Source organism: Streptomyces sp. QH1-20 (genome assembly GCF_041283565.1).
GTDB lineage: Bacteria > Actinomycetota > Actinomycetes > Streptomycetales > Streptomycetaceae > Streptomyces > Streptomyces syringius.
In genome coordinates, this window is sequence record NZ_CP166299.1 from 7,569,206 (window position 1) to 7,585,754 (window position 16,549).

At 73.7% G+C, this 16,549-nt stretch carries 1 protein-coding gene (only partly in view); it reads left to right on the plus strand.

Annotation, left to right across the window (positions count from 1 at the left end; translation table 11 throughout):
• Positions 1 to 16,549, plus strand: the 5' portion of a protein-coding gene (locus tag AB8O64_RS33530) for an SDR family NAD(P)-dependent oxidoreductase (protein ID WP_370423434.1). The gene runs 15,755 nt beyond the window's last position; the window shows 16,549 of its 32,304 coding nt (coding positions 1-16,549); the start codon lies at positions 1 to 3; the stop codon falls past the right edge of the window.

A 16,549-nucleotide genomic window follows, 5' to 3' on the forward strand; every position in this document is an offset into this window, starting at 1 on the left:
ATGAACACCTCCACCAACCAATACGTCGAAGCGCTGCGGTCGTCCCTGAAGGAAATCGAGCGGCTGCGGCAACAGAACCAACAGCTGGTCGCGTCGGCGGTGGAACCGATCGCGGTCGTCGGCATCGGCTGCCGCTTCCCGGGAGGTGTGACCTCGCCGGAGGACCTGTGGCGACTCGTCGCCGAAGGCCGCGACGCGATCACCGACTTCCCCACCGACCGGGGCTGGGACCTGGGCGCCCTCGCGGGCGACGGCCCTGGCCGCAGCCTCGCCCAGCAGGGCGGATTCGTCTACGACGCGGCCGAGTTCGACCCCGGCTTCTTCGGCATATCCCCCCGCGAGGCGGTGGCGATGGACCCCCAGCAGCGCATGCTGCTGGAGGTGTCCTGGGAGGCGCTGGAGCGAGCCGGCATCGACCCGGCGTCCCTGCGGGAAAGCCAGACGGGTGTGTTCGTCGGCACCACCGGCCAGGACTACAGCACCGTCATCAACGCCTCCGACGAGGACGCCGAGCTCTACTCCACCACCGGGCACGCGGCAAGCGTCATCTCCGGGCGGCTGTCCTACACGCTCGGCTGCGAAGGCCCCGCCGTTACCGTCGACACGGGCTGCTCCGCTTCGCTCGTCGCCCTGCACCTCGCCGCGCAGGCACTGCGCGGCGGCGAGTGCAACCTCGCCCTCGCCGGCGGTGTGACGGTGATGTCGACGCCCGGCGCGTTCGTCTCCTTCACCGCGCAGAACGGCCTGGCCGCCGACGGCCGGTGCAAGTCGTTCTCCGAAGAAGCCGACGGCACGGGCTGGGGCGAGGGGTCCGGCATCCTGATCCTGGAGCGCCTCTCCGACGCCCAGCGCAACGGCCACCCGGTGCTCGCGGTGCTGCGCGGCAGCGCCGTCAACCAGGACGGCGCCTCCAACGGCCTGACCGCCCCCAACGGCCCCTCCCAGCAGCGCGTGATCCGTGCCGCCCTGGAGAACGCGCACCTCGCGCCCGCCGACGTGGACGCGGTGGAGGCCCATGGCACCGGCACGACCCTCGGCGACCCGATCGAGGCCCAGGCCCTGCTGGCCACCTACGGCCAGGACCGGGAACGCCCGCTGCTGCTCGGTTCGCTGAAGTCCAACATCGGTCACGCCCAGGCCGCTTCGGGCGTCGCCGGTGTGATCAAGATGGTCATGGCGATCCGCAACGGCGTCCTGCCCCGGACGCTGCACCTGACGCAGCGGTCGTCGCACGTGGAGTGGTCGGCGGGCTCGGTGGAGCTCCTGACGGAGTCCGTGCCGTGGCCCGACGCGGGCCGGGTACGCCGGGCGGGCATCTCGTCCTTCGGCATCAGCGGCACGAACGCGCACCTCATCGTCGAGCAGGCACCGGCCGTCGAGTCACCGGCCGCCGAGGAGCCGACGGTGACGCCGGGCGTCGTGCCGTGGGTGCTGTCGGGCAGGTCCCGGGCGGCGCTGGACGCGCAACTGGACCGCATCACGGCATTCGCGTCGGACCACCCCGACGCCACACCGCTCGACGTGGGCCTCTCGCTCGCCGGCCGGTCGGTGTTCGAGTACAGCACGGTGCTGCTGGCCTCCGGCGAAGGCGTCGTCGAGGCCGCCCACGGGGTGGCCGCGGCGGACGAGCGCCTGCTCGCGGTGGTGTTCTCCGGCCAGGGCTCGCAGCGGCTCGGCATGGGCCGCGAACTGTACGGCCGCTTCCCCGTGTTCGCCGAGGCACTGGACGCGGTGCTCGCCGAGCTGGACCCACTCCTGGACCGTCCGCTGCGCGAGGTGATGTGGGGCGACGACGCGGACGAGCTCAACCGGACGGGCTCTACGCAACCCGCGTTGTTCGCGGTCGAGGTGGCGCTGTTCCGGCTGGTGGAGTCCCTCGGGATCACTCCGGACTTCGTGGCCGGTCACTCCATCGGTGAGATCGCCGCGGCGCATGTGGCGGGGGTGTTCTCGCTGGAGGACGCCTGCCGTCTCGTGGCGGCGCGGGGCCGTTTGATGCAGGCCCTGCCGTCCGGTGGTGCGATGGTGGCCGTCCAGGCGACCGAGGCGGAGGTGCTGCCGCTGCTGACCGAGAAGGTGTCGATCGCGGCGGTCAACGGCCCCTCGTCCGTGGTGGTCGCGGGGGAGGAGGCCGCGGTCCTCGACCTCGCCGGTCGTCTCGCCGCCGACGGACGTAAGACGTCGCGGCTGTCGGTGTCGCACGCTTTCCACTCGCCGCTCATGGAGCCCATGCTCGACGACTTCCGCACGGTCGTCACCGGCTTGACGTTCCAGGCGCCGTCGATCCCGGTGGTGTCCAACCTGACGGGCCGCACGGCCACGTCGGAGGAGATCCGCACCCCGGAGTACTGGGTGCGGCACGTCCGCGAGGCCGTGCGCTTCGCCGACGGGATCCGGGCCCTGGTGGGCGAGGGCGTGGGCACTCTGCTGGAGCTCGGCCCGGACGGTGTCTGCTCGGCGATGGCCGCCGAGTCGGTACCCGAGGGCACCGTGGTGGTTCCCGTCCTGCGCAAGGACCGGCCCGAGGAGACCGCGGCCGTGACGACGCTGGCCCGGCTGCACGTGGGCGGCGTCCGCGTGAACTGGCAGGCGTTCTTCGCCGGTACCGGCGCCCGCCGGGTGGACCTGCCCACCTACCCGTTCCAGAACGAGCGTTTCTGGCCCGCGGGGGGCGCCGGCAACACCGGTGACATGCGTGCCGCCGGGCTGGCCTCCGCCGGGCACCCCCTGCTCGGTGCCGCGGTGGAACTGGCCAATGGCGAAGGCGCGCTGTTCACCAGCCGCCTGTCGGTCCAGTCGCACCCGTGGCTGGCCGACCACGTCGTCCAGGGCCGGGTGCTGCTGCCCGGCACGGCCTTCGTGGAACTGGCGATCCGCGCCGGTGACGAGGTCGGCTGCGACCGGGTCGAGGAGCTGGCGCTGGCCGCCCCGCTGGTGCTGCCCGAACAGGGCGCGATCCAGTTCCAGGTGCGGGTCGGCTCGGCCGACGACGCCGGGCGCCGCACCGTGGGCATGTACTCGCGGGCCGAGGGAGCGCTCGACGCCCCGTGGTCCGCGCACGCCACCGGTGTCCTCGCCCCCGGCACCGGCACGGCCACGGCCGGTTTCGACGCCACGGTGTGGCCGCCGGCGGGCGCCGAGCCGGTGGACCTGGACGGCTGCTACGAACGCCTCTCCGGGATCGGCTTCGACTACGGACCGCTGTTCCGGGGCCTGCGGGCCGCATGGCGGCGCGGCGACGAGGTGTTCGCCGAAGTGAGCCTGCCCGAGGGCGTGGAGGCCGACGCGGTCGCGTTCGGACTCCACCCTGCGCTGCTCGACGCCGCCCAGCACGCCGCCGCCTTCGGTGACCTGGGCGCGATCAGCCACGGCGGGCTGCCGTTCTCCTGGGAGGGCGTGTCGCTGCACGCCTCCGGGGCCTCGGCCGTACGGGCCAGACTGTCCCGCACCGGCGAGGACATGGTGTCGATCGCTGTCGCGGACACCACCGGCGGCCCCGTCGCCTCCGTCGATTCCCTGGTCTCCCGCCGCGTGCCCACCGAGCAGCTGACCGAGGCCGACTCCCTGCGCCGGGACTCCCTGTTCCGCGTGGAGTGGTCCGCCGTACGGGCCGAGCCCGTGACGGCCACCGGACCGGTCGCCGTCGTCGGTACCGACACCGCCGCCCTGACCGAGGCGCTCCGCGCCACCGGCACCACCACCGACGTGTACGCCGACCTGGACGCCCTGTTCACCGCGGGCACCCCGGTGCCCGACGTCGTGCTCGTCCCCGTGACCGGCGAGCCGGGCGCGGAGCAGGCCGCCGCGACGCACACCGTGACCGGCTCCGTCCTCGGCCTGGCGCAACGCTGGCTGACCGACGAGCGGTCCGCCGACGCGCGCCTGGTCTTCGTGACCCGCGGCGCGGTGGCCGTCGCCGCGGACGCCCCCACCGACCTCGCCGCGGCCGCCGCGTGGGGCCTGGTGCGCTCCGCGCAGACCGAGAACCCCGGCCGCTTCGGCCTGCTGGACCTCGACACCACCGCCGCCTCACTCACCTCCGTACCGGCCGCGCTGGCCGTCGACGAGCCGCAGCTGGCGGTCCGCGACGGACAGCCGCTGGCCGCCCGACTGGCCCGCCTCTCGGTGCCGGACACCGCCCCCGAGGCCGTCTGGGACGCCGACGGGACCGTCCTGGTCACCGGCGGCACCGGCGGCCTGGGCGCCGTGCTGGCCCGTCACCTCGTCGCCGACCGCGGTGTCCGACGACTGCTGCTCGTCAGCCGCCGGGGCCTCGCCGCCGCCGGCGCCGAGGAACTGGTCGCCGAGCTCACGGCACAGGAGGCCGACGTGCGCGTCGCCGCCTGCGACGTCTCCGACCGCGCCGCGCTGACCGCGCTGCTGGAGACCATCGACGACGCCCACCCGCTACGGGCTGTCGTGCACACCGCCGGTGTCGTCGACGACGGCGTCATCGGCTCCCTGACCCCCGAGCGCCTGAGCGCCGTGCTGCGGCCCAAGGTCGACGCGGTGTGGAACCTGCACGAGCTCACCCGCGATGCGGACCTGACCGCCTTCGCCGTGTTCTCGTCGGTGTCCGCCACCCTCGGCAGCGCGGGACAGGGCAACTACGCCGCGGGCAACGCCTTCCTCGACGCCCTCGCCGCCCACCGCCGCGCCGCGGGCCTGCCCGGCCTGTCCCTGGCCTGGGGCCCCTGGACCCAGTCGGTGGGCATGACGAGCGAGCTCACCGACGTGGACGTGGAACGCATCGCCAGACTGGGCATGCCACCCCTCTCCGTCGAACAGGGCGTGGCCCTCTTCGACGCGGCCCTGGCCGGTACGGAGCCCGTGGCACTGCCGGTACGCCTCGACCTGCCGGCGCTGCGCGCCAAGGGCGACATCCCCCCGCTGCTGCGCGGACTCATCCGGGTCCCCACCCGCCGCGCCGTCGCCCAGTCCTCGAACGCCGTCGACTCCCTGGTGCAGCGACTCGTCCCCCTCACCGGTGAGGAGCGCCGCGAGGTCCTGCTGGACCTGGTGCGAAGCCAGGTGGCCCTGGTGCTCGGGCACGCCGGCGCGGGCTCCGTCGACGTGGCCCGCCAGTTCCAGGACCTGGGCTTCGACTCCCTGACCGCGGTCGAACTGCGCAACCGCCTCAACACCGCGTCCGGCCTGCGACTGCCCGCGACCCTCGTCTTCGACTACCCGACCCCGGGTGTCCTGGCCGACTACCTGCTGGACGAGCTGTTCGGCGCCGAGGCGGAAGTGGCCGCCCCCGTACCCGTACGGGCCACGACGCCCGTCGCCGACGACCCGATCGTGATCGTCGGCATGGCGTGCCGGTACCCGGGTGAGGTGGGTTCGCCGGAGGACCTGTGGCGGATGGTCACCGAGGGCGCCGACGCGGTCTCCGGCTTCCCGACCAACCGCGGCTGGGACATCGACGGCCTGTACGACCCCGACCCGGACCACCCGGGCAGGACCCACGTCCGGCACGGCGGGTTCCTGCACGACGCGGGCGAGTTCGACGCCGAGTTCTTCGGGATGAGCCCGCGTGAGGCCCTCGCCACCGACTCCCAGCAGCGCCTGCTTCTGGAGACGTCGTGGGAGGCCATCGAGCGGTCCGGGATCGACCCGGTGAGCCTGCGCGGCAGCCAGACCGGTGTCTTCGCCGGCGTGATGTACAACGACTACGGCCACGCCCTGACGGGCGAGGAGTTCGAGGGCTTCCGCGGCAACGGCAGCGCGCCGAGCGTCGCCTCCGGCCGCGTGTCCTACACCTTCGGGCTGGAGGGCCCGGCGGTCACCGTCGACACGGCGTGCTCGTCGTCGCTGGTCGCGATGCACTGGGCGGCCCAGGCCCTGCGCGCGGGCGAATGCTCGCTGGCGCTGGCCGGTGGTGTGACGGTCATGTCCACCCCCAACACCTTCGTGGAGTTCTCGCGGCAGCGCGGCCTGGCCGCCGACGGCCGGTGCAAGGCCTTCTCCGACTCGGCCGACGGTGTCGGCTGGTCCGAGGGTGTCGGCATGGTGGTGCTGGAGCGTCTGTCGGACGCCCGGCGCAACGGCCACCAGGTCCTCGCGGTGCTGCGCGGCTCGGCCGTCAACCAGGACGGCGCCTCGAACGGTCTGACCGCCCCGAACGGACCCTCGCAGCAGCGCGTCATCCGCCAGGCCCTGGCGAGCGGTCATCTGTCGTCGACCGACGTGGACGCCGTCGAGGCGCACGGTACGGGTACGACGCTGGGCGACCCGATCGAGGCCCAGGCCCTGCTGGCGACGTACGGCCGGGACCGTGACGAGGAGCGTCCGCTGCTCCTCGGTTCGGTGAAATCCAACATCGGTCACACGCAGGCCGCGGCCGGCGTGGCCGGTGTCATCAAGATGGTCATGGCCATGCGGCAGGGCATCCTGCCGCGCACGCTGCACGTGACGGAACCCTCGACACACGTGGAGTGGTCGGCGGGCTCGGTGGAGCTGCTGACGGAGCAGACGGCCTGGCCGGAGGGCCGGGTACGGCGGGCGGGTGTGTCGTCGTTCGGTATCAGCGGCACGAACGCCCACGTCATCGTCGAGCAGGCACCGCTCGCCGACGCGCCGGCCCCGGAGCCGGCCGTGTCGCCGGACGTGGTGCCGTGGGTGGTGTCGGGCCGGACCGAGGCCGCGCTGGACGCGCAGCTCGACCGGATCACGACGTTCGCGGCCGAGCGCGCCGACATCGCGCCCGTGGACCTGGGCCTTTCCCTGGCGACTTCACGGTCGCTGTTCGGGCACCGTGCGGTGTTGGTGTCCTCGGCTGACGGTGTGGTCGAGGCGGCGCGGGGTGTGGCGGTCGATCGTCCGTTGGCGGTGGTGTTCTCGGGTCAGGGTGCGCAGCGGCTGGGTATGGGCCGGGGGCTGTACGAGCGTTTCCCGGTGTTCGCGGCGGCGTTCGACGAGGTCCTCGCGGAGCTGGAGCCGCTGGTGGACGGTTCGCTGCGTGAGGTGATGTGGGGTGACGACGCCCGTCTGCTGAACGAGACCGGTTTCACCCAGCCGGCGTTGTTCGCGGTCGAGGTGGCGTTGTTCCGGCTGGTGCGGTCGTGGGGTGTGAAGCCGGACTTCCTGGCCGGGCACTCCATTGGTGAGGTGGCCGCTGCCCATGTGGCGGGTGTGCTGTCGCTGCCGGACGCGTGCCGACTCGTTGCCGCTCGGGGCCGTTTGATGCAGGCACTGCCTTCGGGTGGTGCGATGGTCGCTGTCCAGGCAACCGAGGACGAGGTGCTGCCGTTCCTCACCGAGACGGTGTCGATCGCGGCGGTCAACGGCCCGTCGTCGGTAGTCGTCTCGGGTGCCGAGGACGCGGTGCTGGAGATCGCCAGTCGTCTGTCGGCCGAGGGGCGCAAGACGTCACGGCTGGCGGTGTCGCATGCCTTCCACTCGCCGCTGATGGAGCCGATGCTGGACGACTTCCGTGCGGTGGTCGACGGTCTGTCGTTCAACGTTCCGTCGGTGCCGGTGGTCTCGAACCTGACCGGCCGGGTGGCTGCTGCGGAGGAGATCTGCTCGCCGGAGTACTGGGTGCGGCACGTCCGTGAAGCGGTCCGCTTCGCCGACGGGGTGCGGACCCTGGTGGCCGAGGGTGTCGGAACGCTTCTGGAGCTGGGTCCGGACGGTGTGTTGTCCGCGATGGCTGCCGAGTCGGTGGCCGAGGAGACCGTGACGGTTCCGGTCCTGCGCAAGGACCGGCCGGAGGAGACGGCCGCGGTCACCGCCCTGGCCAGGCTGCATGTCCAGGGTGTGCAGGTCGACTGGGAGGCGTTCTTCGCCGGTACCGCCGCCCGCCGCGTCGACCTGCCCACCTACGCCTTCCAGCACGAGCGGTTCTGGCCTGCGGGGATGCTGAGCAACCCCGGCGACATGCGGGCCGTGGGACAGGCATCCCCCGGGCACCCGCTGCTCGGCGCCGCCGTGGAACTGGCCGACGGTGAAGGCGCGTTGTTCACCAACCGCCTGTCGGTGCGGTCGCACCCGTGGCTGGCCGACCACGCCGTGATGGGACGCGTACTCCTCCCGGGTACGGCCTTCGTCGAGCTCGCGATCCGTGCCGGTGACGAGGTCGGCTGCGACCGGATCGAGGACCTGGCGCTCGCCGCGCCGCTCGTCCTGCCCGAGCGCGGCGCGGTCCAGCTCCAGGTGCGGGTCGGCGGGGCCGACGACGCCGGGCGCCGGTCCGTGGGCGTGTACTCGCGGGTCGAGGGTGCGGTGGACGTGCCGTGGACCCAGCACGCGATGGGTGTGCTGGTTCCCGGGGCCGGTGCCGCCGATGCCGCCTTCGACGCGACGGTGTGGCCGCCGGCCGGGGCCGAGCCGGTGGACCTGACCGGCTTCTACGAGGCCCGCGCCGAGGACGGGTTCGCGTACGGACCCGAGTTCCAGGGGCTGCGGGCGGCGTGGCTGCGCGACGGCGAGGTGTTCGCCGAGGTCGGTCTGCCCGACGCGGCGCAGGCAGCCGCGGACGCGTTCGGTCTGCACCCGGCGCTGCTCGACGCGGTGCTGCACGCGGGCGGACTGCTCGGCTCGGAGCGGCAGGCGGTGCCCTTCTCGTGGGAGGGCGTGTCGCTGCACGCCTCCGGCGCCTCCGCCGTGCGGGTCAGGCTGTCGCGCGCCGAGGACGGCGCCCTGGCGATCGACATCGCCGACACCTCGGGCGCTCCGGTCGCCACGGTCGATTCGCTGCTGGCCCGGGAGATCTCGGCCGACCAGCTCGCCGAGGCCGACACCCGGGACCGGGACTCCCTCTTCCGGCTGGAGTGGTCCCCGGTAACGGCCGACGTCGCGGTCGTGGGACCGGTGGCCGTCGCCGGAGCCGATGTCCTCGGCCTGTCCGAGGCGCTGCGCGCCGCGGACGTCGACGTCGCGGTGCACGCGGACCTGGGGGCGCTCGCGGCCTCGGACGGTCCCGTGCCGGGCGTCGTCCTGGTGCCCGTCGTCGGCGATGCCGACGCGACGGTGATCGACGCCACGCACGACGCGACGACCCTGGCCCTGGGCCGGCTGCAGCAGTGGCTGGCCGACGAGCGGTTCGGCGGTTCGCGGCTGGTGTTCGTGACCCGGGGAGCCGTGGCCGTGGACGCCGGTGGCGTCGCCGACCTGGCCGCCGCCTCCGTGTGGGGCATGGTGCGTTCGGCGCAGACGGAGAACCCCGGCTGCTTCGGCCTGGTCGACCTGGACGCCTCCGCGTCGCCGTCGGCCGAACTGCCGCGCGCGCTCGGCACGGACGAGCCGCAGGTGATCGTCCGCGACGGCGAGATCCTGGCGGCCCGGCTGGCCCGTACCGCGTCGAGCGGCGGGCTGGTCCCGCCGGCGGACGGGCCGTGGCGCCTGGGCAGCCGGGCGAAGGGCAGCCTGGACGCCCTCGAACTGGCCCCGTGCCCCGAGGTGCTGGAGCCGCTGACCGGACGCGACGTACGGATCCGGGTACGGGCGGCCGGGCTGAACTTCCGCGACGTACTGAACGCGCTGGACATGTACCCCGGCGACGCCGGCGTCTTCGGCTCCGAGTCCTCCGGCGTCGTCCTCGAGGTCGGTCCCGATGTGACGGGGCTGCGCCCCGGCGACCGGGTCATGGGCGTGGTGGTCGGCGGCTTCGGCTCGCTGGTCGTGGCGGACGAACGGCGTCTGGTGCGCATGCCCGACACCTGGTCGTGGGAGACGGCCGCGTCGGTACCGCTCGTGTTCCTCACCGCGTACTACGGGCTGGTCGAGCTGGCCGGTCTGCGGCGGGGCGAGAAGGTCCTGATCCACGCCGGCGCGGGTGGTGCGGGCATGGCGGCGATCCAGATCGCCCGGCACCTGGGTGCCGAGGTGTTCGCCACCGCGAGCGAGGGCAAGTGGGACGTCCTGCGTTCGCTGGGCGTCGCCGACGACCACATCGCCTCCTCGCGCACCACCGACTTCGAGGAGACGTTCGCGGCCGTCGCGGGCGACGGCGGTATCGATGTCGTCCTGAACTCCCTGGCGGGGGAGTTCGTGGACGCGTCACTGCGGCTGCTGACCCCCGGTGGCCGCTTCATCGAGATGGGCAAGACCGATATCCGGGACGCGGCGGACCTGCGGGACATCCGCTACGTGTCCTTCGACCTGGGATGGGTGGACCCTGCCCGCATCCAGCCGATGTGGGACGCCCTCATGGGGCTGTTCGACACGGGCGTGCTGCGTCCGGTGCCGGTGAGGGCCTGGGACATCCGGCGGGCACGCGACGCGTTCCGCTACATGAGCCTCGCCAAGCACGTCGGCAAGATCGTGCTGAGCCTGCCCCGCGCCTGGGAGCCGGACGGCACGGTGCTGATCACCGGTGGTACCGGTGGTCTCGCGGCGGAACTGGCCCGTCATCTGGTCGCGGAGCGTTCGGTTCGTCATCTGCTGTTGGTCAGCCGTCGGGGCCCGGACGCTCCGGGTGCGGCGGAGCTTTGTGAGGAGCTGACGTCCCAGGGTGCCGAGGTGACGGTCGTCGCGAGTGACATCGCTGATCGTGACGCCGTGGCGGGTCTGCTCGCCGGGATCCCGGCCGAGCACCCGTTGACCGCTGTGGTGCACACGGCGGGTGTCCTCGACGACGGAGTCATCGCCTCGCTCACCCCCGAGCGCCTGGCCACGGTGCTCCGTCCGAAGGTCGACGCCGCCTGGCACCTCCACGAACTGACCCGCGATCTGGACCTGGCCGCCTTCGTGACGTTCTCGTCCGTGTCCGGCACGTTCGGTGGCGCGGGACAGGGCAACTACGCGGCGGGCAACGCCTTCCTGGACGCGCTCGCCCACCACCGCGCCGCCCAGGGCCTGCCCGCGGTCTCCCTGGCCTGGGGCGCCTGGGCCCAGGGCGCGGGCATGACCAGCACGCTGGACGACCGCGACATCCGCCGCGCCGCCGACGCGGGCATGCCGCTGCTGTCGGTGGAAGAGGGCCTGGCCCTCTTCGACGCCGCCCTGGCCACCGGCGAACCCGCCGTGCTCCCCGTACGGCTGGACCTGCCGGTGCTGCGCACCCGCGGCGAGGCCCCCGCACTGCTGCGCGGCCTGATCCGTGACCGTTCCCGGCGCACCGCGGTGGCCGGGCCCGCCGCCACGGCCGACCTGCCGCAGCGGCTGAGCAGGCTGGAGCGGGCCGAACGGTTCGAAGCCCTGCTGGGCCTCGTGCGCGCCCAGGCGGCCCTGGTGCTCGGTCACGCGAGCGGTGACGACGTCGACCCGGAGCGGGCGTTCCGCGACCTCGGCTTCGACTCCCTCACGGCCGTCGAGCTGCGCAACAAGCTGAACACCGCGACCGGGCTGCGCCTGCCCGCCACGATGGTCTTCGACTACCCCACCGTCGGGGTCCTGGCGGACCACCTGCTGGAGGAGCTGACGGGCCCGGACACCGAGCCGGCCCTCGCGGAACCCACCCGAACGGTCACCCAGGCGGACGACCCGATCGTGGTCGTCGGCATGAGCTGCCGCTACCCCGGAGGGGTCAGCTCCCCCGAGGACCTGTGGCGGCTCGTCTCCGAGGGCGGCCACGCGATGTCGGGCTTCCCGACCAACCGCGGCTGGGACCTCGACTCCCTCTACGACCCCGACCCGGAGCGGACGGGGACCGTGTACACCCGGTCCGGCGGCTTCCTGCACGACGCCGGCGAGTTCGACCCCGGCTTCTTCGGGATGAGCCCGCGCGAGGCGATGGCGACGGACATCCAGCAGCGGCTGCTGCTGGAACTCTCCTGGGAGGCCGTCGAGCGGGCCGGCATCGACCCGGTGACGCTGCGCGGCAGCCAGACCGGTGTCTTCGCCGGTGCCATGCACAACGGCTACGGCGCGACGCTGGCGGGCGAGGAGTTCGAGGGCTTCCGCGGCAACGGCAGCGCCCTGAGCGTGGCCTCCGGCCGCATCTCGTACACCTTCGGTTTCGAGGGCCCGGCGGTCACGGTGGACACGGCGTGCTCGTCGTCACTGGTGGCCATGCACCTGGCCGCGCAGGCCCTGCGCAGCGGCGAGTGCACGCTCGCGGTGGCCGGTGGTGTGACGGTGATGTCGACCCCCGAGACGTTCGTGGAGTTCGCCCGCCAGCGCGGTCTCGCACCCGACGGCCTGTCCAAGGCGTTCTCGGACTCGGCCGACGGTGTCGGCTGGTCCGAGGGCGCGGGCATGGTCGTGCTGGAGCGACTGTCCGACGCCCGGCGCAACGGTCACCCCGTGCTCGCCGTGCTGCGCGGCTCCGCCGTCAACCAGGACGGCGCGTCCAACGGTCTGACCGCTCCGAACGGACCCTCGCAGCAGCGGGTGATCCGCCGGGCCCTGGCCAGCGGCGGGCTGTCCCCGGCCGATGTCGACGCCGTCGAGGCGCACGGCACCGGCACCAAGCTCGGCGACCCGATCGAGGCGCAGGCACTCCTCGCGACCTACGGCCGGGACCGTGACGCCGACAGCCCGCTGTGGCTCGGATCGGTGAAGTCGAACCTCGGTCACTCCCAGGCCGCGGCCGGTGTCGCCGGTGTCATCAAGATGGTGATGGCGATGCGGCACGGTCTGCTGCCGCGCACCCTGCACGTCACCGAGCCCTCGACGCACATCGACTGGTCGGCGGGCGCCGTGGAACTGCTCACCGAGCCGGTCGAGTGGCCCGACTCGGGCCGCGCGCGACGCGCGGGTATCTCGTCGTTCGGCATCAGCGGCACCAACGCGCACCTGATCCTGGAGCAGCCCCCGACCGCCGACGAAACCGTCATCGAGGGCGCTGTTCCCGACGCCGCTTCCGACACCGCCGCGACGGAGCTCGGCCTCGTGCCGTGGGTGCTGTCGGGCAAGACACCGGAGGCACTGCGCGGCCAGGCGGCACGCCTGCTGTCGCACGTCCAGGCGCTCTCCGCGCCGCGCCCGGCCGATGTGGCCTTCTCCCTCGCCACCGAGCGCACGGGCTTCGAACACCGGGCCGTCGTCCTGGCCGGTGACCTGGCGGACGCGGTGCGGGAGCTGGCGGCCCTGGCCGTCGACGAGCCCGGTGCCGCGACGATCAGCGGCTCGGTCTCGGGCGGCAAGCTCGCGTTCCTCTTCTCCGGGCAGGGCAGCCAGCGGATCGGCATGGGCCGCGAGCTCTACGAGCGCTTCCCCGTCTTCGCCGAGGCCCTGGACGCCGTCCTGGCCGAGCTGGAGCCGCTGGTGGAGGGCTCGCTGCGGGAGGTGATGTGGGGTGACGACGCCGGTCCGCTGAACGAGACCGGTCACACACAGCCCGCGTTGTTCGCGGTCGAGGTGGCGCTGTTCCGGCTGGTCAGCTCGTGGGGGGTGCGGCCGGACTTCCTGGCCGGGCACTCCATCGGCGAGCTGGCCGCGGCTCACGCGGCGGATGTGCTGTCCCTGCCGGACGCGTGCCGTCTGGTGGCCGCGCGCGGCCGGCTGATGCAGGCGCTGCCCGCGGGCGGTGCGATGGTGGCCGTCCAGGCCACCGAGGCCGAGGTGCTGCCGCTGCTGACCGACACGGTGTCGATCGCCGCGGTCAACGGCCCCTCCTCCGTGGTGATCGCCGGTGACGAGGCCGAGGTGCTGGACATCGCGGGCCGCCTCGCGACGGAAGGCCGCAAGACCTCGCGGCTGTCGGTGTCGCACGCCTTCCACTCGCCGCTGATGGAACCGATGCTCGAGGACTTCCGGGCCGTGGTCGACGGCCTGTCGTTCGCCGAACCCTCCGTCCCGGTGGTCTCCAACCTCACGGGCCGGCCCGCCACTTCGCAGGAGCTGCGCTCCCCGGAGTACTGGGTGCGGCACGTCCGTGAAACGGTCCGCTTCGCCGACGGCGTGCGGACGCTCGCCGACCACGGCGTGACGACCTTCCTCGAACTGGGCCCGGACGGTGTGCTCTCCGCCACGGCCCAGGAGTCCCTGTCCGACGGGACCGCGACCGTGGTGCCCGTACTGCGCGGGAAGCGGCCTGAGGAAACGGCCGCGCTCACCGCACTGGCCCGTGTGCACACCGCCGGGGTCCCGGTGGACTGGGCCGGGTTCTTCGCCGGGACGGGTGCCCGCCGGGTGGAGCTGCCGACGTACGCGTTCCAGCGGCAGTGGTTCTGGCCGACCGGCTCGGCCGGGGCGGCGAACGCGGCCGCCGTCGGCCTCACCTCGGTCGGCCACCCGCTGCTCAACGGCGCGGTGGAGCTGGCGGACGGCGAAGGTGTGCTGTTCACCGGCCGTCTGTCGCTCCAGTCGCACCCGTGGCTGGCCGATCACACGGTGCTGGGCCGCGTCCTGCTGCCGGGAACGGCCCTGCTGGAGCTGGCGATCCGCGCCGGTGACGAGGTGGACTGCGACCGGGTGGAGGAACTGACCCTGGCCGCACCGCTGGTGCTGCCGGAACACGGCGCCGTGCAGGTACAGCTGCGGGTCGGCGTCGCCGACGACACCGGCCGCCGTACCGTCACGGTCCACTCCCGGCCCGAGGGCGCCGACGAACAGTCCTGGTCGCAGCACGCCTCGGGTGTGCTCGCCGGTGGTGCGCAGCCGGCCGGCACCGACTTCGACGCCGTGGTGTGGCCGCCGACCGGTGCCGAGCCGCTCGACACGGCGGGCTGCTACGAGCGGTTCGCCGAGGTCGGCTTCGCGTACGGCCCGGTGTTCCGGGGCCTGCGGGCCGCGTGGCGGCGCGGCGACGAGGTGTTCGCCGAGGTCGCACTGTCCGACGACGTCCAGGCGGACGCCGCCGCGTACGGTCTGCACCCCGCTCTGCTGGACGCGGCCCTGCACGCCTCCCTGCTCGCCGGCGACGGCGGCGAGGGCGGGCTGCCGTTCTCGTGGGAAGGCGTCACGCTGCACGCCACCGGCGCGTCGGCACTGCGGGTACGACTCTCCCGCTCCGGTGCGGACGCGGTGTCGATCGCCGTGGCCGACACCTCCGGAGAGCCGGTCGCCTCGGTGGACTCGCTGCTCGTACGGGCCGTTTCGGGCGAGCAGCTCAGCGACGTGGCGGCACTGAGCCGCAACGCGCTGTTCCGGCTCGACTGGGTTCCCGTGCGGGCCGAGGCCGTGGCCGACCGGCCGGCGGCCGTGGTCGGACCGGACGTCCTCGGCCTGGCCGAGGCACTGACGGCGACCGGAACGGAGGTCGCGGTACACCCCGATCCGGCGTCGCTGGTGGCCTCCGACACCCCGGTACCCGGTGTGGTGCTGGTGGGCGTCGCCGGGCGCACGGACACCGATCCCGTGGCCGCCGCCCACGAGATGACCGCGCAGGTCCTGGGCCGGTTGCAGGAATGGCTGGCCGAGGAGAGGTTCGTCGGCTCCCGCCTGGTGTTCGTCACCCGCGGCGCGGTCGGCGGCGCCGACCCGGCCGCCGCGGCGGTGTGGGGTCTGGTGCGCTCGGCGCAGACGGAGAACCCCGGCTGCTTCGGCCTGGTCGACCTCGACGACGCGTCGTCCATGGAATTCCTGCCCGCGGCGCTCGGCGCGGACGAGCCGCAGGTGGCCGTCCGCGACGGCGAGGTCCTGGCGGGCCGACTGGCGCGCCTGACCGCGGGCCGGCCCGACGCGGGCCCCGTGTGGGGACCGGACGGCACGGTACTGATCACCGGCGGCACGGGCGGCCTCGGCGCCGTCCTCGCCCGCCACCTGGTCGCCGAGCGCGGCGTGCGGCGGCTGCTGCTCGCCAGCCGGCGCGGCGGCGAGAGCGCCAAAACGGTCGAACTGGTCGCCGAACTGGCGGCCCACGGCGCCGACGCCCAGGTCGTGGCCTGCGATGTCGCCGACCGCGACGCGCTGGCCGCGCTCCTCGCCGCACACCCGGTGTCGGCGGTCGTGCACACCGCGGGCGTCCTGGACGACGGTGTCATCGCCTCCCTGACCCCCGAGCGACTGAGCGCCGTGCTGCGGCCCAAGGTCGACGCGGTGTGGAACCTGCACGAGCTGACCCGCGACGCCGATCTGTCGGCGTTCGTGGTGTTCTCCTCGATGTCCGGCCTCCTGGGCGGCGCCGGCCAGGGCAACTACGCGGCCGGAAACGCCTTCCTGGACGCACTGATGGAACACCGGCGCGCCGAGGGGCTGCCCGGGGTGTCGCTGGCGTGGGGCCCCTGGGACCGGACGGGCGGCATGACCGGCACCCTGGCCGACGCGGACGCGGAGCGCCTCGCGCGCTCCGGCGTTCCGCCGCTGTCGGCGGAACAGGGTGTGACGCTGTTCGACGCGGCCCTGGCCACCGACGCGCCCGTGGTGGTCCCGGTACGGCTGGACCTGCCCGCGCTGCGGGCCCAGGGCGAGGTGCACGCGCTGCTGCGCGGCCTGGTCCGCACCCGTTCCCGCCGGGCCGTCGTGGCCGGCTCGGGCACGGCCGCCGGCCTCGTACAGCGGCTGGGCCGCCTCGACGGCACCGAGCGGCACGAGGTGCTGCTGGACCTGGTACGCGGCCAGGTCGCCCTGGTGCTCGGCCACGCGAAGGGCGACGAGGTCGACCCAGCACGGGCGTTCCGCGACCTCGGCTTCGACTCGCTGACGGCGGTCGAGCTGCGCAACCGGCTGAACACCGCGACCGGGCTGCGGCTGCCCGCCACGCTCGTCTTCGACTACCCGT